The sequence below is a fragment of the Pseudomonas sp. D3-27 genome (assembly GCF_051132165.1).
Taxonomy (GTDB): Bacteria; Pseudomonadota; Gammaproteobacteria; order Pseudomonadales; family Pseudomonadaceae; genus Aquipseudomonas.
Map to the genome: position 1 here is coordinate 4,921,173 of NZ_CP071667.1, position 23,837 is coordinate 4,945,009.

A 23,837-nucleotide genomic window follows, 5' to 3' on the forward strand; every position below is an offset into this window, starting at 1 on the left:
TCAGACAGGCAAGGGTCCAGAGCTCTTGCCTGTCTGCTCGGGCGCCGCGCATAGTTATCATCTGGCATCAACCTACGAAGGGATTTCGCCGTGCGCTGGCTCAGGATTGCCATAAGCTTGACCGTTACCCTGCTGACGCTGCTCTGCGTGTTCCCGGCACAGGCTGCGCCCGGCAGCGGCTGGGCGGTATTGCTCGACGAACAGGGCGACCTGAAGCTGAGCGACATCCGCTCTGCCCGCTATACCAACCAGTTCAGCCCCATTGACCTGGATCACCTCAAGGCAGCCGAGCCGGGGGGAGCCCTGTGGCTGCGCTTCCGGCTTTCCCCCGACAGGCATGAACAGATCCTGCGGGTCTTCGCGCCCGATCTGTCGCGCCTGAATCTTTATGTGCTGGATGGCGACACTCTGGTCAGCCAACAAGTCACCGGCAACGCCATGCCGCATACCGAACCTACGGTGCCCAGCAGCGATTTCATGCTGCCCTTGCCGCGCAGCGATAAATCGCTGGACGTCTACCTGAGACTGGCATCGCGCTACGAACTGCGCCCCTATGTCACGTTGCAGCCGGCGGTCCTGGCGGCGGCCAACCAGAACCAGACGCTGGTCTATGGGCTGTTGTTCGGCTGTATCGCCATGCTGATCCTGCACAACCTCACCCGCTACGCTTATACCCGGTCGCGCAGTTGCCTGTGGCTGGCCGCCTGCGAAGGGCTGCTGATGCTCAGCCTGGTACTGCTGCTGAACCTCGCTGGGGCCTGGCTGCCTGACTGGCCGGCGATCCAGACGCCGGGTGCGTATCTGGCCTTGTTGCTGACCGCGCCCTGCGGCTTGATGTTCGCCTATCGTTATTTCGCCCCGCTGGGACCGCATCCATTGGACCGGCTGCTGCTGGGTGAAATTGTCTTCATCATGCTCTGCAGCCTGTTGCTGTTATTCGTCAACACGCTGCCCCTCAATATCATGACTTATGCGCTGGTGGCCCTGGCCGGCCTGAGCATGCTGTTCGTCAGCGCCTGGCACTGGCAGAAGGGCTACCGCCCGGCGCGGCTTTTCGTCGCCGCCATGGTGGTGTTCAACCTGGGTACGCTGATCATTCTTCCAGCCCTGCAAGGGCTGACCGAAGTCGCGCCCCAAGGGCTGATCGTCACCTTGCTGGTCATTATCTGCGTCAGCGGCCTGCTGATGAGCGTCGCGTTGGGCGAACGCCAGCGATCGATCAATGAAAACCGTTTCAGCCTGAGCCGCGACCTGGCGGCGAGCAATGCCGAGATCAACGCCAAGGCCGAGTTCCTGGCCAAGATCAGCCACGAGATCCGCACACCGATGAATGGCGTGCTGGGCATGACCGAGCTGTTGCTGGGCACGCCGCTCTCCGTCAAACAGCGCGACTACGTGCAGACGATCCACAGCGCCGGCAATGAACTGCTTACCCTGATCAACGAGATTCTCGACATTTCCCGTCTCGAATCCGGACAAATCGAGCTGGATGACGTGCAGTTCGATCTCAATGCACTGATCGAGGACTGCCTGAGCATCTTCCGCGCCAAGGCCGAACAGCAAAATGTCGAGCTGATCAGCTTCATCCAGCCCCAGGTGCCTCGGGTCATCAGCGGCGATCCGACGCGGCTGCGTCAGGCGCTGTTGAGCCTGCTGGAAAATGCCTTGAAGAAAACCGATGAAGGCGAGGTCCTGATCGTTGTCGCCCTCGACGAGCGCAGCAGTCAACCGCGCCTGCGAATCGCGGTACAGGACAGCGGCTCGCCCATGGATGCCGAAGAACGCGAAACGTTGATGCATGCCGAGCTGCACAGCAAGAACGTCCTATCGGCCACGCGCCTGGGCGGCAACCTGGGGCTGGTCATCGCTCGCCAGTTGATCATGCTGATGAATGGCGAATTCGGCATCAAGAGTGGCAGCAGCCAAGGCAGCACCTTGTGGCTGACCTTGCCGCTGGACCCAGACCGCCTGGAACATCCGACCGCCGACCTCGATGGCCCGCTACAGGGCGCGCGGGTCTTGGTGGTCGATGACAACGACACCTGCCGCAAGGTGCTCGTGCAGCAATGCAGCGCTTGGGGCCTGAACGTCAGCGCCGTACCGTCGGGCAAGGAAGCCCTCGCGCTGCTGCGCACCAAGGCGCACCTGCGCGACTACTTCGACGTGGTGCTGCTGGACCAGAACATGCCTGGCATGACCGGCATGCAACTGGCCGCCAAGATCAAGGAAGACCCAAGCCTCAACCACGATATCCTGCTGATCATGCTGACCGGCATCAGCAACGCGCCCAGCAAGATCGTGGCGCGCAACAGCGGCGTCAAGCGCATCCTCGCCAAACCCGTGGCAGGTTACACGCTCAAGACCACCCTGGCGGACGAACTGAACCAGCGTAATAAAGGCCAGGCGCCGAATGTCCCGGTCAACGCCGGCCTGCCACTCCCAGTGAAGGTCCCCAGCGATTTCCGCATCCTGGTGGCAGAAGATAACACCATCTCCACCAAGGTCATTCGCGGCATGCTCGGCAAGCTCAATCTGCAACCCGACACCGCCAGCAACGGCGAAGAAGCGCTCAAGGCGATGAAAGAGCAACGCTACGACCTGGTCCTGATGGACTGTGAGATGCCCATTCTCGATGGGTTCTCCGCCACCCAACAGCTACGCGCCTGGGAAGTCGGAAACCAGCGCACCCGCACGCCAGTGGTGGCGCTCACCGCGCATATCCTCGCCGAACACAAGGAGCGCGCTCGCCAGGCGGGCATGGACGGGCACATGGCCAAGCCGGTGGAACTGTCGCAGTTGCGTGAGCTGATCGAACACTGGGTGGCCCAGCGCGATCAGCAAAACAATACAGCGCATACGTCCTGAGCCGACAGGCGCCAAATCGCCTGATAGACTCCCGTCGTCTTCCTCTGTCACGAGCCTTGACCATGCTCCATGTGCTGTTCAGCGTTTACCTGAAAATGTTGGTGCTCTACAGCCCCTTTTTCGTGCTGTCGTGTTTTATCAGCCTGACACGCGGCTATTCCCGCAAGGAACAGCGTCGCCTGGCCTGGAAAGTCGCGACCGCAACGCTGGTTTCCAGCGTGTTGCTGTATTTGTTTGGCAGGGTGATCTTCAGCGTGTTCGGCATCACGGTGGATGCGTTCCGTATCGGCGCCGGCAGCGTCTTGTTCATTTCGGCCTTGGGCATGGCCCAGGGCAAATCGGCGGTACAAACCGATAATGTTCAGCAGGACGTGACCATCGTCCCGCTGACCATTCCGTTGACCGTCGGCCCCGGCACCATCGGCGCCCTGCTGGTGATGGGCGTAAGCCAGCCGCACTGGGACGACAAGCTCATGGCGATCATCAGCATCGCCCTGGCCAGCTTCACCGTTGGCGTGGTGCTCTACCTGTCCAGCCGCATCGAGCGAATCCTCGGCGACCAGGGCTTGCAGATTGTCAGCCGGCTGATGGGGTTGTTTGTCTGTGCGCTGGCGGCCCAGATCATTTTTACCGGGGTGAGAGGCTATCTGGTGCCGTGACCTTGGCCGAGAAAGGAATTAGCTGCTCTTGCGGCGGCTGAAGCGTTTACTAAGAACTTCCCTGCGATGCTTGCCCAAATACCCTTCAATATCGTTCCTGAGTGCCTCGTAACGTTCCGGGTTGAAGGTCACGAACGATTTGCCCCGGAAGATATCCCGTGCCGACGCACGCCAGTTCACGAAAAGAACGCCACCGTTACTTGAGGAGCCGGTCTGTTTTATCGAACTGGAGGATGCGATGAGAATACCGTTGGGTAACTGCTCACAAGGAAGGACAGACAGGCGCGCACCATCGGCGGACTTGACTTGGGTATTGAATAGGTCAATGGTCTCCTTGTCCTGCTTCAAACCATCAATTGTCGTACTGACCACCGCACCAAGTACCGTTGCCGCCGGTAGGCTGGCTTTCACGCCATCGATAACTCCTTTGACGATGTCGCTGATGACATTGTCCATATCCACCTGTAGCGAATTTTCGGAATAGCGCGAGTAGCCGTCATCGGCCACAAAGCAGCCAAGATCCTGCAAGCATCGAATGAAAGCCTCATACCAGCCATGAGTATTCTTGCCGCCAGGCACCTCATAGTTGGCCTCCATGATTGACATGGTGATCAGGTTCTCCATGATCGCCATGTTATTGAGCGACATATTATTGCCATAACCCAAAAGTGCATCCCCGAGCATCAAGGCATCCATTTCCTTGTTGGGATTATCCTGCACTGTCTGCATAACGGACCTGCGCGTACGCCGCCCGGTATCAACCAACGCCTTCCGCCTATTGATGCGAGCACTCACCAACTCCAAACTTTGCGCAACGCTAACGACACTATCAAACTTTTCCATACTACTTTCCTTTTTTAATGACTGACCGCTCCTGCGGACAAAAAACAATCTAAACCACGCACAACCAAACTCACAATCAAAAAGCAAATACGATATATGTCGCACCACCCCTACCACCGCCAAAAACATATTTAGACGACAACTATCATTCCTACCTTTATAAACACTCTGCGATAGTAGCCCTTCAACTAACCCACCCTCTCTAATGAAGGAAATTTTTGTCATGGCCGACAAACCATTAACCGGACTCGTAACGGGCCCGAATCTGTTCTCATATATCGGGGCACTTTCCCTACAAGACCACGACGACATTGCAGACTGCACCAATATAGCCACCCTATCGGCCGACCTCGGCTATCTCCGTCACGCCAACCCCCGCGATTGGTTTGGCGAATATGTCAACACACTGAATTTTCTCGGCTGGGGGCTTTATGACGGGTCTATCTTCGAAAGCACACAACACTCTTTATCCGGTTCCGTGGCAGAGTTCCTGGTACGAAGCGCCGACGCCATGCGTGATTCACGGCAAGCGAATGCGATGATCGATACATTGGACACCTTCAAGGCCAACAGTCCTGCCCTGTTATCGTTCGATACGGAAACGCTCCAGGGCGAGTCATTTCAAATCGTCCCGGCCCGGTACGACTCACAAGGCAACCTGCATATCGCTCTGTTTAAGCTCGAACTGAGCGTAAATGTAAAAAGAAGCAGTTTTTTGTTCTGGAACTGGGAAAACCGCACTGCCCGAGTGATCCAACGCAAAGCGTACTTGAGACTTGACAGAAGCACGCTGGACACACGAAGGGAATTAATCCGGAAGAAACTTGACGAGCAAGTCATGAGACGATTTTCCCTACGAAGCAATCGCCGCATAAGCGGCCAGTAACGGAACTCAAGGGGGCGCTATCCGTTTAGCGCCCATTAAAAAGGGCTGCTAATGGATCACATGCGCAGCCCTTCTTCTTACCGCTCGATTTAGCCAGGGATCAACCCGCCAAATCGACTTCCCTCGCCGCCGATGTTTCCAGTAACTCCTTTAGCGTGATGCTCTGGCTACCCGACAAAGCGACCACCTGCGTCACCCATGTCGAAACGGAATAGTAACGAGCCCCGCCGAAACTGAACCGCACATTGCCACGCAAGCTGATATCGGTGGCAAACACCTCACGACAAATCACACTGCGTCCGCTGTTCGGATCAAAAATCACCAGGTGTTCATCGACAATGCTCAACTGTAGTTGCTCAGGCTCCTTGAGGTCCCAGACCAACGTGCCGGGAACGGTAGCCTTGTCGGGCAATGAAGGCCGGCAGTCAAGGATGACCGACTGGACTTGCCACCAGATGGACGGTGGAAGTCGGTAAGTCACCGCACCTTCGCCCATGCGCAGGACCAACGTTGTCACATCGTCTGGAAGCAGCGCGGGCAGATCATCAATCTTCGTTTCGGCGCTCTGGACAACCAGCACCTCGCCCTCACGCTGAACATAGCTGAGCGGTCCCGCATCCCCTTCGCGGGGGTATGTCAGCAGTTTCCCATCCTTGTTTTCGCGAAGTAACACGTTGGTCTGGTGCTGGGTTCCAAGCACCTCGAATCCTTGCGCGAAGGCAACCCTGGGCACCCGGATCATGCGCCCGGTATCGGCGACGAACCACGCCAGGCCATCAGGCACTTCCACCGTCAACAGGGCGCTATGGGCGACGGACCTCGCCAATCGCTCAAGCGCTTCTTGCTCTCGCCCGCCCTGGGTGACCACCCACTCACGGGTGACTCCGGTGAGCAAAGCGTGTCCAGGATCTCGCAGCATGATCACCAGGCCCTCCTCGGTGACACCACGCAATCCCGGTCCGTCGACCGTCAGGTTGACGAACTTCCAGGGCGCCCACTCACGTTTCGCAGGAGCCAACACGTCAGCCTGGAGCAACTGCGAACCTTGACCGAACGCGCGCTCCACCTGTTCATGATCGATCAGGGCCTGGCGAAGGACCTCGCCATTGGACATATCGAACAACCAGGCCGCCTCGCCATCCGGGGTGACGTTCAAAAGACGAAGGACGGTCGCGTGCTCCGGTTTAGCCAGCAGCAGCCTGTTGTCGATGTACCAGGCGTACAACCTCGTCTTGCCGTCGGGAGCGACCAGCCCCAGAAGGTCGAAACGATCTTTGTTTTGCTTGCGGGCGAGTGACTCCAGGGCAGGCCACCAATGCTGTTGTTTCTGCGGCGGCGCCTTGAACCAATGTTCGTTTATGCCCCCAAACCGAAGGTCTCCCTGGCGGGTCAGGTTGAAGAACAAGCCGTCGGTCCTCATGGCCGCGTACCCGTTGTCCGTGGCGACGAAATCCTCGACGCTCCCCCTCTGCTGCCATCTATCGGACCAAACTGCTTTGCCATCGACGAGGGTGCGCTGGCGACGACACAGCGTCTGGTATTGGCGGTCGAAAATCATGAATGCATCGATTTCGTCTGCCAGGCTCAACAGGGTCAGCTCGGTCCCGTCCTTGATCGTGTCACGCCAGCCGCGGTAATGCTTGGGTGGCGGCACGGGACGAATGATCAGGTTATCGCTCCAGCGCACCCACGCCATATCCCTGTCTGCATCGTCCAGCATCCAACAGATCGATACAAAGGGAGCCGGTTGCCAGGTGACAGTTTCGAAGGTGTGCATCCCTCCGAACGACGACGAATATTCAAAACCATCCGTAAGCACTTGCGACCAGTCGCGAAGGGTTTCGCTGCTCCCCAGAAGTGCTTCCAGATTGGGGTCCAAACCTCGTGTGATCGAAGTCAGCAGCAGTCTCTCATCCTGGATGACATAAGCCAGAACATCGGTGCTGCCATCCTTGCGGGTAATCCGCTGCACGATATGGATGATCCCCTGTGCGTCTGCCTCGACACTCTTGATCACCGCCTTTACGCTTATTGAACCCCACAACCAATAGTGTCGGATCAACAGCCCTGTCTTAGCGTCGACTTGCCAGATCCTCACATCCTTCGTGTCATAGAACCAGGCACAACCATTTACCACCGCCCCAAGCGATGTCGGTTCGTCACCTATGATTTCATTGCGCATGTAGAGGAAACGGTCCTCTTTCGAGTCGTACCAAGCCGTAACGTGTCGCGGGGGTTTCGGGTCTTCGAACGGAATCAGGTATTGACGAACCGGCGTGTACGGTGCCGTCAGCCGGTGCTGTTGGTTCAAGGCCTTGAAATGTTCCTGCAGTGCCTGCTGACCCTGACACTCCGGCACCACTTCCAGGACAACATTGAGCTGGCGAGAGCCTCGGTCTACCTGGAACACTTTTCCTTGGGCGGTCCGCAACAAAACCTCATGGCGCCCAGTTGCAGTGAATGTCACCTCAACGTCACCAATGGCCAGACTTTCCGTGGATGGAAACTTGATATCGCTTTCCTCGGCCCAGGGAGCGTCCAGTATCCAGGTCGAATGACCTGGTTGCGTTGTACCGAGAGCCAGCTTCACACCTGGGTTGATCAGCACCGCACACCGCTTGCCGGCGCCCTGGATGCGATAAGTGATCAATTTGTGCCAGATCGGCGGAAGCTCGGGGATCACCAGCGAACGATCGGTATCATCCAGCACTACATCGATCGTGGTTGAACTATAGTCCGGCTCGAAAAGACGATGGAGGATGTAGTCACTGGGAAACGAATAAAAGGAAAAAAGGAACAGCCATTCGCCGTTCGCCTTTCTTTTCTCCAGGCGTCGCGCCGTGTCGAAACCGGTGTCATGGCGCCAATTCGCAAAAGGCAGAGCCTTGTATTCGTAGCGGTAACAGGTCTGCGGAATGCACGGCAAGACGATGGCTTGGCCGGCGGCCGGCGTGAAGCTGACTCGAGACGGCAAGTCCAGCTCCCCGCGGATATCGATCGGCTGGCCGCGGTCGGTCGAAAACGATGGCACGCCAAAATGATCGTTCAAGGGATACAGCTTGGGACTGCCCAGGTTCAGGGTTCCCTCGGCCAGATTCACGGCGTCGATGATCAGCGACGGGCGTGGCTTCCAGGCGCCATGAGCCGCATCGAGCCGATAGGCGTTCAAATGGGCTTTTGCCACCTCATCGAAAAACAACCCGACCTGCTTGGCTTCCTCGGCAATAATGGCAAACCCTTGGGCTAGTGCGGCGACTCCGACGCCCAGCCCCGCCAGCAACACGGAAGCGCTGCCGAGGAACGCCCCGGTCGTGGCGCCAGCCATCAGGGCTCCCGCCGACAATGCAAGGCCACCCGAATCGAAAGCCAGTTGGGTGCCGAACTGCGCGCGTTCAACATCGTTATGCGCGGTCGCCAATTGGTAGATGTCGAACCCGACATTCGCCAGTTGCAGCAACCCCCCCGTCGCTTCGCTCACAGTGGCGCCCACGGAGGCCTTGACCACCGGCGCGACGGTGCTGGCGATCAGTTTCTCTTCATCCAACGCTTTGCGGACCAGGCCGACCAGCCCGGCGAAGTCGGCCACAGTGCCATGGGCCATTTGCGCATAATTGACATAGGCATGCAATCGCACCGCCAGGGTGAGGGGACGGTCGGCCCCTTCCCGTCCCCTCAGCGCGTTCATCAACGCCTGTATGGCGAAACCGGCGTTCAACGTATGAACGCCGCCCACCGCATGGGCATCGTCCGTGGCGGTGGGGTGGTTGGCCAACGTCGAGAAACGTTCCGAAAGGTGGTTTTTTATTCGCATGAGACGATGGTCATCGGTCTTGATCTGTACCGGATGCCCTGGATCGGCCGGATCGACCATGGTTATCCGGTACGTCCCGTCCGGATCACCCTCCAGAGTGTCGAACAGCGGTACGAGGCTTGAGGCAGACTCACTCGTCTGTTGCAAACGCGTTGTCGCTTCAGCGATCTGTTGCGCCCACCAATGGCCATCCAAGGCCAGCAAGCAGCTGCCAAGTCGCGGATTGTCCTGGAGCGATTGTCCCCGGGCGCTGGCGATCCGCGTCCTGACAGAGCGTTGCGACTGGCCTCGTAAGGCGTCGGGTTGCAACAACTGCGAAACCCGTACCGTATTGGGTAATACCTCCTTTGCCACCCGGCTACCATCCAGCTCGATCAAGTCAAACGAAGGATGAGTCTCTTCGCCATATGCGCCGTACTGGGCGGCCATCCCCTGGGTGATAAAAAATTCTTCCAGCGCCTTCGTAAAACCCGTGGCGTCCTGATAATCGAACACGCCAAAATTCGGATCGTAGAAGTGGTAGGTTTCGTGTCCGCCTTCGATAGTCTTTGCGGCAAGCATGACGTGATTATCTGAATTGAGCATCAATGTACTGGCCGTCTTGCTCTGCAGAATATGCACGACCTCACCCAGATCAGCGCGTTCGAGGGCATTACCCACGTTGTCCACTTTCATCTCACGCAACGATTCCAGGCTGCTCATGAAATCAGGCGAGTCCCCCTCGTCAGATGCCGCGATCGCCAGCTCGAATCGATTACACAGGGTTCGAATGGCATCCGCCCCCTGAGAAAAAGCAGCCGCCATGGCCAGGGACAATGGGTAGCAACGCCCAGCTACGCGATCACCCGGGCCCTGGAACAGTAGATCCTGTGGTACGGACCTGAAAGCGTTCGGGTCAACGGCAAACAGAACAGTGTTCAACCGCCTGACTATCTGGCTCCGGTATTCATGCATCGCCGCCTGCTGGACGCGCTCTACGTATTGACCCCACTGACGTAACGTCAACGGCTTTTCGAGCAGGGACCTCCTCAGCCCCAACGCGGTTTCGTCATGCCGGGGAGCACCGTTCACCGCACTTTCAATCCCTGCCAGGAACGCCGGGGCCTGATGCGCATATAACGCGCGCTCGATTGCTGTGTAACGGTTCAGGGTTCCGGGTTTCTTGAAATCATTGAGCAGGTTTTCCAACTGCGGGCGAGCCGCGTCGAAACTGGCATTGTCCAGCCTCTTCAAACCGATCAATGCCCCAACCTGAACGCGTTGCAGCGGTCCCAACTGGAGAACGTCAAGATGCCCGCCAGCCATCTCGTTCAAGAGTTGCCCAATGGATAACGGTTGCACCCGCTGTTCGCGCGGTGGCGCTGGCATGAGTTTTCCGTTGCTTTGGGCACGAATGGATTGGCGGTCATCGAACCCCAGGGGAATGACCTCATCGAATACCACCTCACCGGTGTGGCCCTGACTCATCGCGGTGATGAAGGGCTCACCCAACTCATCGGCGAGTGGCTGTAGCACGTCGGTGGAAAGCACATGGCGCCCCTCGATCAACGGCCAGCCTTCCTCGAACTCGATACTGTATGGCTTGAGCAGTTCCGCCAGGTTCGCGGTGTAGCGGGCTTGCATCCGGCCTTCCGTCCAGCGAGCTCTTTCGGCTGCGAACCAGGCGTCCATGTCTTCGATGTTTTCCTTCCATGAATGGTCCTGCTCTTCCTCCGTATTGTTGTTGAAACCCGTCTTCAACCGAATGGATTTGCGTAGCGCTTGAGCCCCATGTGGCGTGAGAAATCTGCTCCCATACTCCATCAGCCCCGCCCGCACAGCGCCCGGCCCCGTCAGGAATATCGAACCCTGGGCCTGGGGACGTAAACCGTCACTGAAATAGTCCATTATTGCCACGCGAAGCCTCAAGGCATGGTTATCTTCAGTGCTGACCTTTTCCTCGACGATATCGAATTCAACCTTGAGGACTCGCTCCGCAAGATTCAAGATGCGGTTGGCCTCATGGAAATCGATATTATTTTTGCGGGCTTCGCGCTCAACAGCGAGCAGTGCCTGATGATGAATCTCGAAGCGCTCGATAATGGCATTGACCGCAGCCGACCCCGGATGGCTGACAATCAAGGCATTGGATTCCCCCCCTTCGATTTGGGCCAGGCGCAAACTGTCGGCACGCGCGCGGTCATCCGTGAACGGAGCAAACACTTGCTTCAACGACGGGGTAGTTTTTGCAAATTGTTCCAACGCCCCGCGATGCTCTTCAGGGATGGCAGCGGTGTAGTCCTTGTATCGATCGGCCAGCGCCTGGCGACCCGGCATCCAATCGGGATTATTGTTGAGCAACAACTGCAACGCGCCCAGCCGTGGATGCTTCTCCAGACGGTTGATATCAACGCCCGCCACGCCTTGGACAAAGGGCGGCAAGAAGTCCACATCGCTGTAGATACCACCTTCGTCATGCACCACCAGCATCCGCACAATGTCCGAGGCTGCCGCGAGGTTACCGCGCAAGGACATTTCACGATGATAAAAATCCCTCAGACGAGGGAAAGCCTGAAGCTCACGGACGTCGCGCAGTTGCATGCCTTCGTCGCTCAAACCGTGCATGACATGAGCGTTCTTATTCTTCAGTGCGCGCAGAACACTTTCATCGCGTTCATATCCGCGAACCAACAAGTCGATGCGTGCTTCGTCCGCACGCTTACCCCGTTTGATAGCTCGGTCAATGTGCATTGACATCTGGCGCTTCAACGCCGTCACTCTCATCTCGTAGCGAGTGGCCAGATCATCGCCAGACGCCGCCGACTGCTCTTCGCCACCCCATGTATCAGCCTTCGCCGCCTCAACGATAATGCGCGTAGTTTCGTGTACCAATAGCCCATCCGGGTCATGCCAGACATTCACGGTGAAATCTTTGGGCATTACCTGTTTCCACAGGCGAAGGTAATCCAGCTGAATGTCGCCCAAGCCTCCGCCAAGCCAAACAAAATGCAGTTTTCGTGGCACTTCGCTGACGGGTTGTTTCATTAACTCAATACGGTTGGACAGGCGCGTTTCGTAACTTTCTACCCTGCGGTGACTACGCCTCAGGCCCATATCCTCGCTGGCCGGGTCCGAAGACGATTCTGACGCACGCCTACGCCTGCTTTGCCCCTGAAGCGACTCCAAGGTTCTTTTCAGCAACGCCAAAGGCGTTAGCATTTCAGGCGTATCTCGCGTTTTGACACAGCTGTCATAGTATCTAAGCGCTGCGTCGTATCCTTCGGTACCTGTATAAGGCGTCAATATTCGCTCTAGCGCATCGCGCGCCACCAACTTGTCGAAAGTGGCGTAATCCCTCACGGGTGAATCCTTGAATCGTTTCATAAAACGGCAATTCCATTTGATATAACAGCCCGACGGGGCGGGCATTGTTTTAATCGAGCACTTCCCTGCACTCGCGCATACTTTTAAAAAACAATAGAACAGTTCACATTTGACGACACAAACATAACCGTCACCCGGGCGAACCTCAACCAATCGCTCCGTCAATCATCATTCAAGATAAAACCATTAAACAGTTACACTTCACCGCGAGGCAGCCGAATACCGTCAAACAACACCTGACAACTATCCTGAATTAACTCGCCTCAACTAATCGGTCGAGACTCAAAAAAAGTAGGGTAACTTAAAGACAGCGACCCGAACGGGCCGCCAGATTTATTCAGAGCGGTTTATCGCCGTACCACCGTGGGGTGTAGACCCAGTTCCCACCCTCGGCACGAGGGAAGACACAGGTCATGGAAGAACCCACAAGCACCATCGTGCGCATATCGACCTGCTCCGGGGTCAACTGCCCCAGTGTCGTAACACGCAATGTCTGGCCGGGACGGCCTATGTCGCGCCCCAAGACCACCGGAGTATCCGGTGCGCGGTGTTCTGCCAAGATCTCAAGCGCACGGCCCAGTTGCCATGGGCGAGAACGGGAAATCGGATTGTAGAACGCCAGGGCCAGGTCGGCTTCCGCCGCCAGGGCCAGGCGCTTCTCGATAATTGACCAGGGCTTGAGGTTGTCCGACAGCGACATCACGCAGAAATCGTGCCCCAGCGGCGCGCCGGCCTGGGCGGCGGTGGCCAGGGAGGCCGACACGCCCGGCAGGATTTGCAAGTCGACGTTATGCCAGCCCGGGTCACTGGATTCATGCAACGCTTCGAGCACGGCCGCCGCCATGGCGAATACGCCAGGGTCGCCCGAGGACACCACCACCACCGATCGCCCCTGGGCAGCCAGTTCAAAGGCGTGCCGGGCGCGCTGCATCTCTTCACGATTGTCGGTGCAATGCTGCACCTGGTCGGCACGGAAAGGGCCGGCCATGCGCACATAGGTTTCATACCCCAGCACGTCGGTGGCGCGGTCAAGTTCGGCGCGCACGGCCGGCACCATCAGCTCGGCCGCGCCAGGGCCAAGACCGATCACCGCCAGACGTCCGCGCGCGCGGCCGATCCGTTGCGGATCGACGGGTTGTGCGGCCACGGCAATGGCGATATTGCCCGTGGTCTGAATCGATACCGGCTGCCCCAAGGCACCGGTCAGCCACTGCGCGACGCTGCCGTCGGGCGCGGCGAATCGCAGCGGTACGCCCAAGGCCGAAGCGGCTTGCTGCAATTGCGGGCGCGCCATGTCGCTGTCCGCCGCCAACAGGCAGGCCAGTGACTGCATTGCAAGCCCCGCCTGGGCCAGCGCTTGGACAATGGCGGTGGAATCGTCTGACGCGCCGGCGCTCACCGCGATCACGACGTTGCGCGGATAGATGCGCAACTCATCCGCCGCCGGCACGCCCGCGGCACTGTCGACACGAATCGCCAGCCGCGCCTGTGCATCCTGTGGCAACTGCGCCTGGTCCAGCCACGGCGCCGAGCCCTCGATCCGCACCGGCTCACCGGCCAACAGGTCGGACACGAAGCGCTTGCCTTGCTCCAGGTCGCCAAGGCTGTAGCCGCCTGGCGGATTAAGCAGGCATGTGCCGAAACGCAATTCGCCGCTGGTGGTGATGGCCGGCGCGACTTGGAGCGCCCCGGCAATCTCGCGGGCCATGACGTTCACGCCACCCAGGCCGCCCAGTAACGGCACCACGGCGCTGCCATCCTCGGCCACCGCGAGCACCGGCGGCTCGACGCCCTTCTCCAGCAACAGCGGCGCCAGCGTGCGGATGACAATGCCAGCCGCGCATAGCGCGATGATCGGCGAATCCTCCTGATAGAGCTGGCGCAACGTCGCGCCAAACTCGGCGTATGGCCGATCGCTACCCTCGACCCGGCCCGCCAGGCCATGGATCAAAGCCTCGGGATAACGCTGCTGGATTCGCCGGGCCGTTGCCAGGCTGCCGGTGCCGAGAATGACAATGGCAGGAGCTTTTGCCGTCATCCCTGCCACCGTTCGCCAGGGACGATGATCAGCGAGAAATACGGCGAGGACATCGGCTCGACTTCATCCAGCGGGACGATTTTCTGGTTGGCCATGGTAGCTCGCTCCACATACAACGCCCGCCCATCCAGATCCAGCTCCTGCAACACCTGTCGAACCTTGGGGAAGTTGCGTCCCAGCTTCATGATGACCGCCGCGTCGGCGTCGGCCAGCCGGCGCTTGAGTTCCTCGTGGGGCAATACCCCCGAAAGCACCGACAAGCTCTGGTTGCGATAGACCAGCGGCGCGCCGAGCACCGAGGCACCACCGAGCATCGAGCACACGCCCGGGATGACTTCGGCGACATAACGCTCGGCCAGCCGATCGTGCAGGTACATGTAGGAGCCGTAGAAGAACGGGTCGCCCTCGCAGATGACCGCCACGTCGCGACCGGCGTCCAGGTGTACGGCCAACTGTTCGGCGGCGGTGTCGTAGAAGTCGGCGATCACCTCTTCATAGGACAGCGGCGCTGGCAGCACCTCGGTGGTGACTGGATAGACCAGCGGCAGCAACGTTTGCGCGTCCTGCAAATGGGCCTCGATGATGCCGAAAGCGTTGCCCTTCTTGCCCTTGGCGACGAAGTACGCCACCACGGGCGATTCGCGCAGCAGGCGCAAGGCTTTGACCGTGATCAGTTCGGGGTCACCGGGCCCTACGCCGAGGCCGATCAGGCGTCCTGGCTGCTGCATCATTCCACCTCCGTGGCGAGGGCGTTGACGGCGGCGGCGGCCATGGCGCTGCCGCCGAGCCGCCCTTGCATGATCACGAACGGCACGCCCCGGCTGTTGGCCGCCAGCGCCGCCTTGGATTCGGCGGCGCCGACAAACCCCACCGGAAAACCGAGGATCAGGGCCGGTTTTGGCGCCCCGGCGTCGAGCATTTCCAGCAGGTAGAAGAGTGCCGTTGGAGCATTGCCGATGACCACGACGCTGCCTTCCAGGTGTGGGCGCCACAGCTCAAGGGCCGCCGCCGAGCGGGTGTTGCCCAGGTCCAGGGCCAACGCCGGCACGCGCTCGTCACGCAAGGTGCAGATCACCGGATTGTTGGCCGGCAGGCGAGCCCGCGTCACGCCCTCGGAAACCATCCGCGCGTCGCACAGGATCGGCGCGCCGGCCGCCAGCGCCTGGCGACCGGCCGTGCCCGCGCCCTCGGAAAACTGCAGGCCATCGACCGCCTCGACCATGCCGCAAGCGTGGATCACCCGCACCGCGAGTTTTTCCAGATCGGCCGGTATGCGCGCCAGGTTGGCCTCGGCGCGGATGATCGCGAAGGAGTTGCGATAGATCTCCTGACCGTCGCGGATGTAATCAAGCATCAAGGGGGCTCCGGGGATGAGCGTCGAGCCAGTGGTCGAGCGCTTCGATAGTCAGATTGTGCGCCTGCAACGCGCCGAAACCCGGCAGCGTCGCATCGCGAAAATACAGGTCATAACGACCGGGGGCGACCGCCAACAAGGTGACGGGCGCGATATGGGCCGCCGCGCAGGAACGCGGGCAACCGGACAAATGAATGCTCAGCGCCTGGCCACGGCGGTGCAGCCGCTCCGCCAATTGGTGAGCGTCGGCCTTGGTGTCGGCCATGGCCTTGGCGCAGCCACTGGACCCGGTGCACGCGATGAGCTGCGCCAGGGGCTGATCGACCGAAACCAACAGGCCCAGCGCCTGAAGCCGCGCCAGTACACCGGCGGCGTTATCGGCGCGAACGTTAGGCAGCAACAGGCTTTGCCAAGGGGTGAAACGAAGGCTGCCGTCGCCCTTCTCCCGCGCCAGCCGCGCCGCGCCGCGCAGCATGGCGGCATCGAGCCGGCCCAGGGGAACCGCGGCGCCAACGAAAACGCCCTCGTCATGCTGGGGATGAATACCGATGTGCAAGCCATCAGTCGAAGCAACCCGCCGCCAATCCGGGCAGGGTTGCAGCGGTACCCGGCGGGCCAAAAGCGTGACGAATTCATCCGCGGAGAGTTCAGCCAGCAACTCACGCATGCGGTTCTGGTCGGGGCGGGCCAGGTCGAGGAACAGCTCAAGTACCGCCACCACCAAGGCGTGCCCTTCGGCCAGGGGTACCCGTCCCGCCGGCTCGTCCAGCGGGACGCCAGCGAAGCCGAAGGCCAGCCAGGGCTCACCATCGCGTACCAACGCCGACAACCACAGGTCGTGGTGATGTTCCAGCATCGCCAGTGCTTCTGCACCGTCCAGTTGCACGGCGAACTTGGCCGACAGTTCATGGAAACGTTCGTGGGTTTGCAACGTAGTGAGGATCTGTTCGGCCAATGGGCGAGTGTCGATGAGCATCCGCCGATCGATGCCGGCCGAGGGGCTGAGCATGAGATTGCGCACGTCATCGCCGGCCGGATTGCGAGGGCCAAGCCCAGCAGCCAGCAAAGACTCGATCAGCGCGTCGCGCTCGGGGCCGATCCCACGAACTTGCAGGTTGGCTCGGTTGGTCGCCTCGATCACACCGCCGGCGAACCGCTCGGCCACCAATGCCACGGCCTCGGCCTGGTCCGCCTGGATCGAACCGCCATCGAGCTTGATCCGACAGATCCCACCGTCCAGCGCCTGGACGACACGCAGCAACCCGGGGCAACCCGAGGGGCGTATGACGTGGCAGGACGGACGTTCGTTCAAGTTATAACCGGCAAGTAGGAGCGCCGCATCGGCGAAAGGCCGCCATTATGCCTGCTTTGCCTGGGGTCATGAAAAGCTTGCTGGTCGGATTGCCGATCGTGCATACACAAATCCTGTATCCATCACAAATCCCACTGTGGGAGCAATGCTGTTCAGTAAAGGCGAACACTGTGGGAGCGAGCTTGCTCGCGATAGCGGTGAGCCTGAAAAAATGAGTGTTGAATGTGACGCCGGCATCGCGAGCAGGCTCGCTCCCACAAGGGATGGTCCACGCCTGATCCGCCAGGGCGCGGTATGATGGCGGCCCGGTTCGCGGACGCAACCAGTGCGCCGAACAATCCCATTTATTCGAGGAACAGAGATGACCCCCTGGCTGACTGTAGTGGGCATCGGTGAAGATGGCTTCAAGGGCCTGGGCCGAACGGCTCGCCATGCATTGCTGCGGGCGCCGCGGATTCTGGGCAGCGCTCGTCAGTTGGAACTGTTGCCACTGTGTATTCGCGGCGAAAGGGAGCTATGGCCCAGCCCGTTCTCCCTGGAGCCGCTGCTGGCTCGAAAGGGCGAAGCAGTGTGCGTGCTGGCCAGCGGCGATCCGATGTTCTATGGCGTGGGCGCCAGCCTGGCGAAACAAGTGCCGGGTGATCAGATGCTGGTCATCCCCGCGCCGTCCTCTTGTTCGCTGGCGGCGGCGCGCATGGGCTGGCCGCTGCAGGACGTGGTCCCGCTGTCGCTGGTGGCGCGCCCCCTGGCGGTGCTCAATGGGTATTTATCCACAGGCGTGAGGCTGTTGCTGCTGAGCAATGATCGCCACAGCCCCGGCGCGGTGGCGACGTTGCTGCGCGAGCGCGGCTTCGGCCCGAGCGCCATGACTGTGCTGGAGCATCTCGGCGGTGCGGCAGAACGCCGGATCGACGGTTGCGCCGCGCAATGGTCCGATGAAACCGTCGCCGACCTGAACCTGATCGCCATCGAATGCCGGGCCGAACCATCGACACAGCGCCTGTCACGCCTGGCCGGTCTGCCGGACACCGCGTTCGAACATGACGGCCAATTGACCAAGCGCGACGTGCGCGCCATCACCCTCGCCCGCCTCGCCCCCACGCCCGGTGAATTGCTGTGGGATGTCGGTGCCGGGAGCGGCTCCATCGGCATCGAATGGATGCGCACCCACCCCAGTTGCCGGGCCCTGGCCATCGAAGTCGACGAGGGCCGCCAAGGCTTGATCGAACGCAACCGCGACACACTCGGCGTGCCGGGCCTGCAATTGATTCGCGGCAGCGCCCCGCAAGCGTTGGAAAACCTGGAGCGGCCGGACGCGGTATTCATCGGCGGCGGCGTCACCCGCGAAGGCGTACTCGACACCTGCTGGGCCCACCTCAAGCCCGGCGGGCGGCTCGTCGCCAACGCCGTGACCCTGCAGAGCGAAATGACCCTCATGGGCTGGCGCGAACGCCATGGCGGTGAGCTGACCCGCATCCACATTGCCCAGGCGCAGCCGTTGGGTGAGTTCGACACCTGGCGCCAGGCGCTGCCGATTACCTTGCTGGACCTGACGAAGCCCCTCGATGCGTGACGAAACCGCCGAACAACCCGCCCCCCTGCGTAGCGGCCTGACCACCGGCAGTTGCGCCACCGCCACCAGCCTGGCGGCGGCCCGCTTGTTGTTGCGCGGCACCGAGGCCGACGCCGTGGAAATCGTCTTGCCCAAGGGCAAGCAGGTGCAGATGCGCCTGGAGTTCTGCCGATTGACCGAGCAAGGCGCCGAGGCCGGGACGATCAAGGACGCTGGCGATGACCCGGACGTAACCCACGGCGCCCTGCTGTTTTCCCAAGTGCGCTTGGTAGCCGAACCCGGCGTGCGCTTCGTCGCCGGTCGCGGCGTGGGCACGGTGACGCGACCGGGGCTGGTGCTGGGCGTCGGTGAGCCGGCAATCAACCCGGTGCCACGCCAGATGATCAACGATCACCTGGGCCGGCTGGCCGAGGAAAGCGGCTACGCCGGTGGTTTCGAAGTCACGGTCAATGTCGAGGGTGGCGAAGCCTTGGCGCTGAAAACCATGAACCCGCGACTGGGCATTCTCGGCGGTCTGTCGATCCTTGGCACCAGCGGCATCGTCCGGCCCTTTTCCTGCGCGGCCTACATCGCCTCGATCCACCAGGGCATCGATGTGGCGAAAACCAACGGCTACCTGCACATCGCCGCCTGCACCGGCAACGCCAGCGAAGACACCATGCGCCGGGTCTATAATCTGCCGGAAATCGCCCTGATCGAAATGGGCGATTTCGTCGGCGCCGTGCTCAAGCATGTGCGCAAGGTACCCGTGGAAAAACTCAGCCTCTGCGGCGGCTTTGGCAAGATCAGCAAACTTGCCGCCGGCCACATGGACCTGCACAGCCGCCATTCGAGCATCGACCTGCCACAACTGGCCGAATGGGCCGCCGCCCTCGGCGCCGATGAGGTTTTGCAACAGGGCATCCGGCAAGCCAATACCAGCCAGCAAGCCCTGGCAATGGCCAGCGCCGCCGGCATCGCCCTCGGCGATGCAGTGTGCGAGCACGCGCTGGCGTTCGCCCGCAGCGTGGTGCCGGCCCAGGTCCAGGTCGAAGTCTTCGCCATCGACCGTCAGGGTGGGATCGTCGGTCACGCGGGAGCCTTGTCATGAAGAGCCTTGAAATGAAACGCATCCTGCTCCTCGGTGGCGTCACCGAAGCCCTGGCCATCGCCCGCACGCTTGGCCCCCAGCACATCTACAGCTTGGCCGGCATCGGCCGCATCCCCACCGACCTGACCTGCCAGGTGCGCGTCGGCGGCTATGGCGGCGCCGCAGGATTGGCGCAATTCATCCGCGCCGAGGGCATCGACCTGCTGTTGGATGCAACTCACCCCTACGCCGCCCAAATCAGCCACAACGCCGCCCATGCGGCCCACGCCTGTGCCATCCCCTGCTGGGCCCTGCGCCGTCCGGCCTGGCAGCCCCGGGCCGGCGATGACTGGCGCGAAGTCGCCGACTGGGCCGAACTGATCCAAGCCCTGCGCCCCTTCCACCGGCCTCTGTTCACCCTTGGCCGAGAGCCGCTGCAACACATGCATGAAATCCCGCCAGAGCAATTCTGGACCTTGAGGGCGTTGGACGTTTACCCCGGCAATGAGCGCTGCGAAGTGATCGGAACCCGGGGGCCGTTTCATATCGAGGGCGAGCGTGAGCTGTTCGAACGACGGCGGATCGATGTGCTGGTGAGCAAGAACAGCGGCAGCACCGCGACTGAACCGAAGCTGGACGTGGCGCGGGAGCGAGGAGTGCCGGTATTGGTATTGAAGCGGCCAATGTTGCCGGAGGTGGATCGGGAGTTTGGGACGGCGGATGAGGTGTTGCAGGGGCTGCGGCAGTAGGCCTGACAGAAACCTGCACAGTCCTACAAGCCTGTCCTGTCAGCACCACTCATCTGAAAATATTTTGCTACTGTTACTCACAAGCCCTGCGACCCTACACCGCACGTGGCTTTTTTACTTCTGCCTCCCGATCAGGCTAAATACCGGCCACCTGATCGCCCAACCGAGCGGATTGCCCCATGTCCCGACAACGGCTTGCATTTGCCTGGATCGCCTGCTTCGCAGTGCTGTTCAACATGCTCGCCATGCCGCTTTCCAATGGCAGCGGTACGACCGCCGACACGCCAACCGAACAATTGCTCTGGGGCAGTTTCTGCTCTTCCGGCGGAACAAAACTGGTGGCGATTTCCCTGGGTAAGTTCGAACAGGGAACGCCGCGACAGGATCCTCACTCGACCATGCAGCATTGCTGGTGCTGCTCAGGCCCGGCGCCGTTGGTGGCGATTGCCGGGCACGCCCCGCAGTTGTATCTGGATGCGCAACTGGCCCATCGCAATGTCGTCCATTCGAAGCTCGACAGCCCCACGCCACGCCAACAATGGCCCAGTCTAAATCCCCGCGCCTCGCCTCTGGCCTGATTCTTCCGCACCCACCTGCGCCCTGAATCGTTCCGGAGAATTGCCATGTTGAACAGACTCATCCTGCTGGTCGCCCTGCTGCTTCCCGTTGGCTTCGCCCAAGCTCACCAGTACAAGGCCGGGGAGCTTGAGATCGCCCACCCGTGGTCCCAGGAATTGCCGCCCAATGCGCCGACCGTCGCCGGCTACTTCATTATCCACAACGGCGGCAGGTCCGAGGATAAACTGCTCAGTGTCGACTCACCCATCGCCGGCAAGGCCGAGCTCCATGAACATGTGATGCAAAACGACTTGATGAAAATGCAACCGGTGGACGGCATAGTTATCGCTCCAGGCGCAACGGTGACCTTCGCACCGATGGCGTACCACGTAATGCTGCTGGACCTGAAGGACCGTAGCCTGCTCAGCGACGGCAAACGTTTCCCCATGACCTTGCATTTCGAAAAGGCCGGGGATGTCACGGTGAACGTCACGGTGCAGAAAAAAGCCCCCGACGGCACCCAAACGCACATGCACGCCCAATAGACATAGCCGCCCATGCAACTTCGTCGCGCCAGCCTTTCCATGCACCGCCGTCAGCCATTGAGCCTGACCCGCGGTAGCTGGATCAGCCTGTTCGCCATGCTGATGATTTTTATCGGCCCGCTGGTTTCCCAGTCGATGCCGATGGATCAGCGCATGTCCATGTCCACGCCTGTATCCATAGGCATGGACATGGAGATGGGCATGGACATGTCGGCACACGAAGCGCCAGCAGGTGACGATTGCCCGCCCCAGAGCGACCATCATGCGCTGTGGGAGAAATGCGGTTATTGCAGCCTGCTGTTCAACTGCCCCGCGTTGCCTGGCGGCCACACGTTCACCGTCTTCGCCACACCGTTTACCCGCACCTACACGAGCCCTTTCCCGCGCCTGGGCCATGCCCGACCGGCGCTCTTCCCTGGCGCCCGCACCCGCGCACCGCCCCTCGACGCGTAAGCCTGACGCTTGCTCACCCGCATGCGGGACAGCCCAAGGCTGTCCTGCATGCGGGTATGAGCGCCTGACAGCTTGGCCGAAGCAAACATAAAAAACTGTGGGAGCGAGCCTGCTCGCGAAAGTGATGTGTCGTTCACATCATTGTTGGCTGGTCCGCTTTCGCGAGCAGGCTCGCTCCCACATCGATTGCATCGTTCAGCCCCCATTTGAAGAACCGAATTTGCCCTGCGGAGCGCTTTGCAATGAGCCTACCGAAACCGAACTTCTACAACCTGGCCTGGCGCTGGCATTTTTATGCCGGGCTGTTCGTGGCGCCGTTCATGGTCATGCTGGCCCTGACCGGCATCATTTACCTGTTCAAGCCGCAACTCGACCCATTGATGTACGGCAACCTGTTGAACGTACCGGCCGGGCATCACACCCTGGCAGCCGACGATCTGCTCAAGCAGGTCCGCCAGGCCTACCCCGAAGGCCAGGTCACGCAGTACCTGCCACCGGTCAGCGCCGAACGCAGCGCGCAATTCGTGGTGATCGACAAGGGCCACGAGCTGAACGTCTTCATCGACCCCTTCCGTGGCAACGTACTCGGCGAGCAGGATGCAAAAAACAATTTGCAAGCCATGGCCCGGGCGATCCATGGCGAGTTGCTGATCGGCACGGTGGGTGACCGCTTGGTGGAAATGGCCGCCGGCTGGGGCGTGGTGCTGGTGGTTTCCGGCCTGTACCTGTGGTGGCCGCGCGGGCAGTCGTCGGCCGGCGTCCTCTGGCCGCGCTGGAGCGCGCGCGGGCGGGTGTTCTGGCGTGACCTGCACGTCGTCGTCGGCTTCTGGGGCGCCGCGTTCCTGCTGGTGATGTTGCTCAGCGGCATGACCTGGACCGGCTTTTGGGGCAAGCAATACGCGGACCTCTGGAACCGCTTCCCGGCGGCGATGTGGAATGACGTGCCCAAGTCCGACGTCGAAGCCGGCAGCCTCAACAACGCTCACCGCCAGACCGTGCCATGGGCCATGGAGAACACGCCGATGCCGATGTCCGGCGACCATGCCGAACACATGGCCCACGGCGGCATGCACGAAGGCCCCGCCGCGCCAACCGTCAGCCTGCAGGCGGTGCAGGACATCGCCGCCGAACGCCAGGTCGAGCCCGGCTACAGCATCACCTTCCCAACGACCGCCTCGGGCGTGTTCACCATCGCCGTGTTCGCCGATGACCCGCGCAACGACGCGACTCTGCACGTGGACCAATACACCGGCAAGGTCCTGGCCGATGTGCGCTGGGAACATTACAGCGTCGTGGCCCGCGCCACCGAAACCGGCGTGATGCTGCACGAAGGCAAGATGTTCGGCCCGCTGAACCAGATCCTTGTGCTGCTGGTTTGCCTGATGATCCTGCTCAGCGCCGTGAGCGGCGTGGTGATCTGGTGGAAGCGCCGGCCCCTGGGCAAGTTCGGCGTCCCGCCGCTGCGCCACGACCTGCCGACGTGGAAGACCGGGGTGTTCATCATGCTGGCCCTGGCGGTGGTGTTCCCGCTGGTGGGGTTTTCGCTGGTGGTGGTGTGGTTGCTGGACCGGCTCCTCACACGCTTGAATCGTCAACCTGAGATCGTCTCATCTTCAAGCTGAAGACCGCGCGTTAACGAAAAGCGGCGCGAAACCTCTACAATCGCGCCCGCTTCCCAAAGGATGAATACCTTCCCCTGTAGGAGCGAGCCTGCTCGTGATCGCAATCGGTCAGTCGCATCTTAATCGGCTGACCCACC

The 23,837-nt window shown here is 60.7% G+C and carries 16 protein-coding genes; 10 read left to right on the plus strand and 6 right to left on the minus strand.

The features are described 5' to 3' along the window. The first annotated feature begins 90 nt into the window (after positions 1 to 90). Positions 91 to 2,865, plus strand: a complete 2,775-nt coding sequence (locus J3P92_RS22210; RefSeq protein WP_434607982.1) for a response regulator — start codon at positions 91 to 93, stop codon at positions 2,863 to 2,865. 62 nt (positions 2,866 to 2,927) lie between these two features. Beyond that, positions 2,928 to 3,524 carry a MarC family protein gene (locus J3P92_RS22215; RefSeq protein ID WP_230148745.1) on the plus strand — a complete coding sequence of 199 codons (597 nt, stop codon included), beginning with the start codon at positions 2,928 to 2,930 and terminating at the stop codon, positions 3,522 to 3,524. Positions 3,525 to 3,542: 18 nt separating this feature from the next. On the opposite strand, the gene J3P92_RS22220 is transcribed toward J3P92_RS22215, so the two are convergent. Beyond that, positions 3,543 to 4,367 carry a hypothetical protein gene (locus J3P92_RS22220; protein WP_434607984.1) on the minus strand — a complete coding sequence of 275 codons (825 nt, stop codon included), beginning with the start codon at positions 4,365 to 4,367 and terminating at the stop codon, positions 3,543 to 3,545. A gap of 223 nt (positions 4,368 to 4,590) precedes the next feature. Between J3P92_RS22220 and J3P92_RS22225 the strand changes: the two genes are divergently transcribed. Next, a complete protein-coding gene (locus tag J3P92_RS22225; RefSeq protein WP_434649066.1) occupies positions 4,591 to 5,253 on the plus strand; it encodes a hypothetical protein in 663 nt (220 codons plus the stop codon). A gap of 100 nt (positions 5,254 to 5,353) precedes the next feature. On the opposite strand, the gene J3P92_RS22230 is transcribed toward J3P92_RS22225, so the two are convergent. From J3P92_RS22230 to cobG, 5 genes are all read right to left on the minus strand, one after another. After that, positions 5,354 to 12,427: a TcdA/TcdB pore-forming domain-containing protein gene (locus J3P92_RS22230; protein WP_434649067.1), complete on the minus strand. Its 7,074-nt coding sequence runs from the start codon at positions 12,425 to 12,427 to the stop codon at positions 5,354 to 5,356. A gap of 337 nt (positions 12,428 to 12,764) precedes the next feature. Continuing rightward, entirely contained in the window at positions 12,765 to 14,465 is a 1,701-nt protein-coding gene (cobJ, locus tag J3P92_RS22235; RefSeq protein WP_434649068.1) for a precorrin-3B C(17)-methyltransferase, read from the minus strand. Continuing rightward, on the minus strand, positions 14,462 to 15,193 hold the full coding sequence (locus J3P92_RS22240) for a precorrin-2 C(20)-methyltransferase (RefSeq protein ID WP_434651186.1): 732 nt from the start codon (positions 15,191 to 15,193) through the stop codon (positions 14,462 to 14,464). Before J3P92_RS22240 ends, cobJ begins: the two co-directional genes overlap by 4 nt. After that, positions 15,193 to 15,819, minus strand: coding sequence for a precorrin-8X methylmutase (locus tag J3P92_RS22245; RefSeq protein ID WP_434560877.1), 627 nt, complete (start codon positions 15,817 to 15,819; stop codon positions 15,193 to 15,195). Before J3P92_RS22245 ends, J3P92_RS22240 begins: the two co-directional genes overlap by 1 nt. Further along, positions 15,812 to 17,131, minus strand: a complete 1,320-nt coding sequence (gene cobG / locus J3P92_RS22250; protein ID WP_434649070.1) for a precorrin-3B synthase — start codon at positions 17,129 to 17,131, stop codon at positions 15,812 to 15,814. Before cobG ends, J3P92_RS22245 begins: the two co-directional genes overlap by 8 nt. A 361-nt stretch (positions 17,132 to 17,492) precedes the next feature. Here cobG and cbiE point away from each other — a divergent pair, with 361 nt between their 5' ends. The 7 genes from cbiE to J3P92_RS22285 all read left to right on the plus strand — a co-directional run bounded on the left by cbiE (position 17,493) and on the right by J3P92_RS22285 (position 23,700). Next, complete coding sequence (gene cbiE / locus J3P92_RS22255; protein ID WP_434607996.1) at positions 17,493 to 18,704, plus strand: precorrin-6y C5,15-methyltransferase (decarboxylating) subunit CbiE; 1,212 nt, start codon at positions 17,493 to 17,495, stop codon at positions 18,702 to 18,704. Beyond that, positions 18,697 to 19,794, plus strand: a complete 1,098-nt coding sequence (locus J3P92_RS22260) for a cobalt-precorrin-5B (C(1))-methyltransferase (RefSeq protein WP_434560883.1) — start codon at positions 18,697 to 18,699, stop codon at positions 19,792 to 19,794. Before cbiE ends, J3P92_RS22260 begins: the two co-directional genes overlap by 8 nt. A gap of 11 nt (positions 19,795 to 19,805) precedes the next feature. Further along, positions 19,806 to 20,522 carry a cobalt-precorrin-6A reductase gene (locus tag J3P92_RS22265; protein ID WP_434651188.1) on the plus strand — a complete coding sequence of 239 codons (717 nt, stop codon included), beginning with the start codon at positions 19,806 to 19,808 and terminating at the stop codon, positions 20,520 to 20,522. 179 nt (positions 20,523 to 20,701) lie between these two features. Next, positions 20,702 to 21,100: a DUF2946 domain-containing protein gene (locus tag J3P92_RS22270; protein WP_434607998.1), complete on the plus strand. Its 399-nt coding sequence runs from the start codon at positions 20,702 to 20,704 to the stop codon at positions 21,098 to 21,100. Between the two features lie 45 nt (positions 21,101 to 21,145). Beyond that, complete coding sequence (locus J3P92_RS22275; protein WP_434608000.1) at positions 21,146 to 21,625, plus strand: copper chaperone PCu(A)C; 480 nt, start codon at positions 21,146 to 21,148, stop codon at positions 21,623 to 21,625. Positions 21,626 to 21,637: 12 nt separating this feature from the next. Continuing rightward, positions 21,638 to 22,078, plus strand: a complete 441-nt coding sequence (locus J3P92_RS22280; RefSeq protein ID WP_434649072.1) for a DUF2946 domain-containing protein — start codon at positions 21,638 to 21,640, stop codon at positions 22,076 to 22,078. A 242-nt stretch (positions 22,079 to 22,320) separates the two neighbouring features. Then, complete coding sequence (locus tag J3P92_RS22285; protein ID WP_434649074.1) at positions 22,321 to 23,700, plus strand: PepSY-associated TM helix domain-containing protein; 1,380 nt, start codon at positions 22,321 to 22,323, stop codon at positions 23,698 to 23,700. Positions 23,701 to 23,837 lie beyond the last annotated feature (137 nt).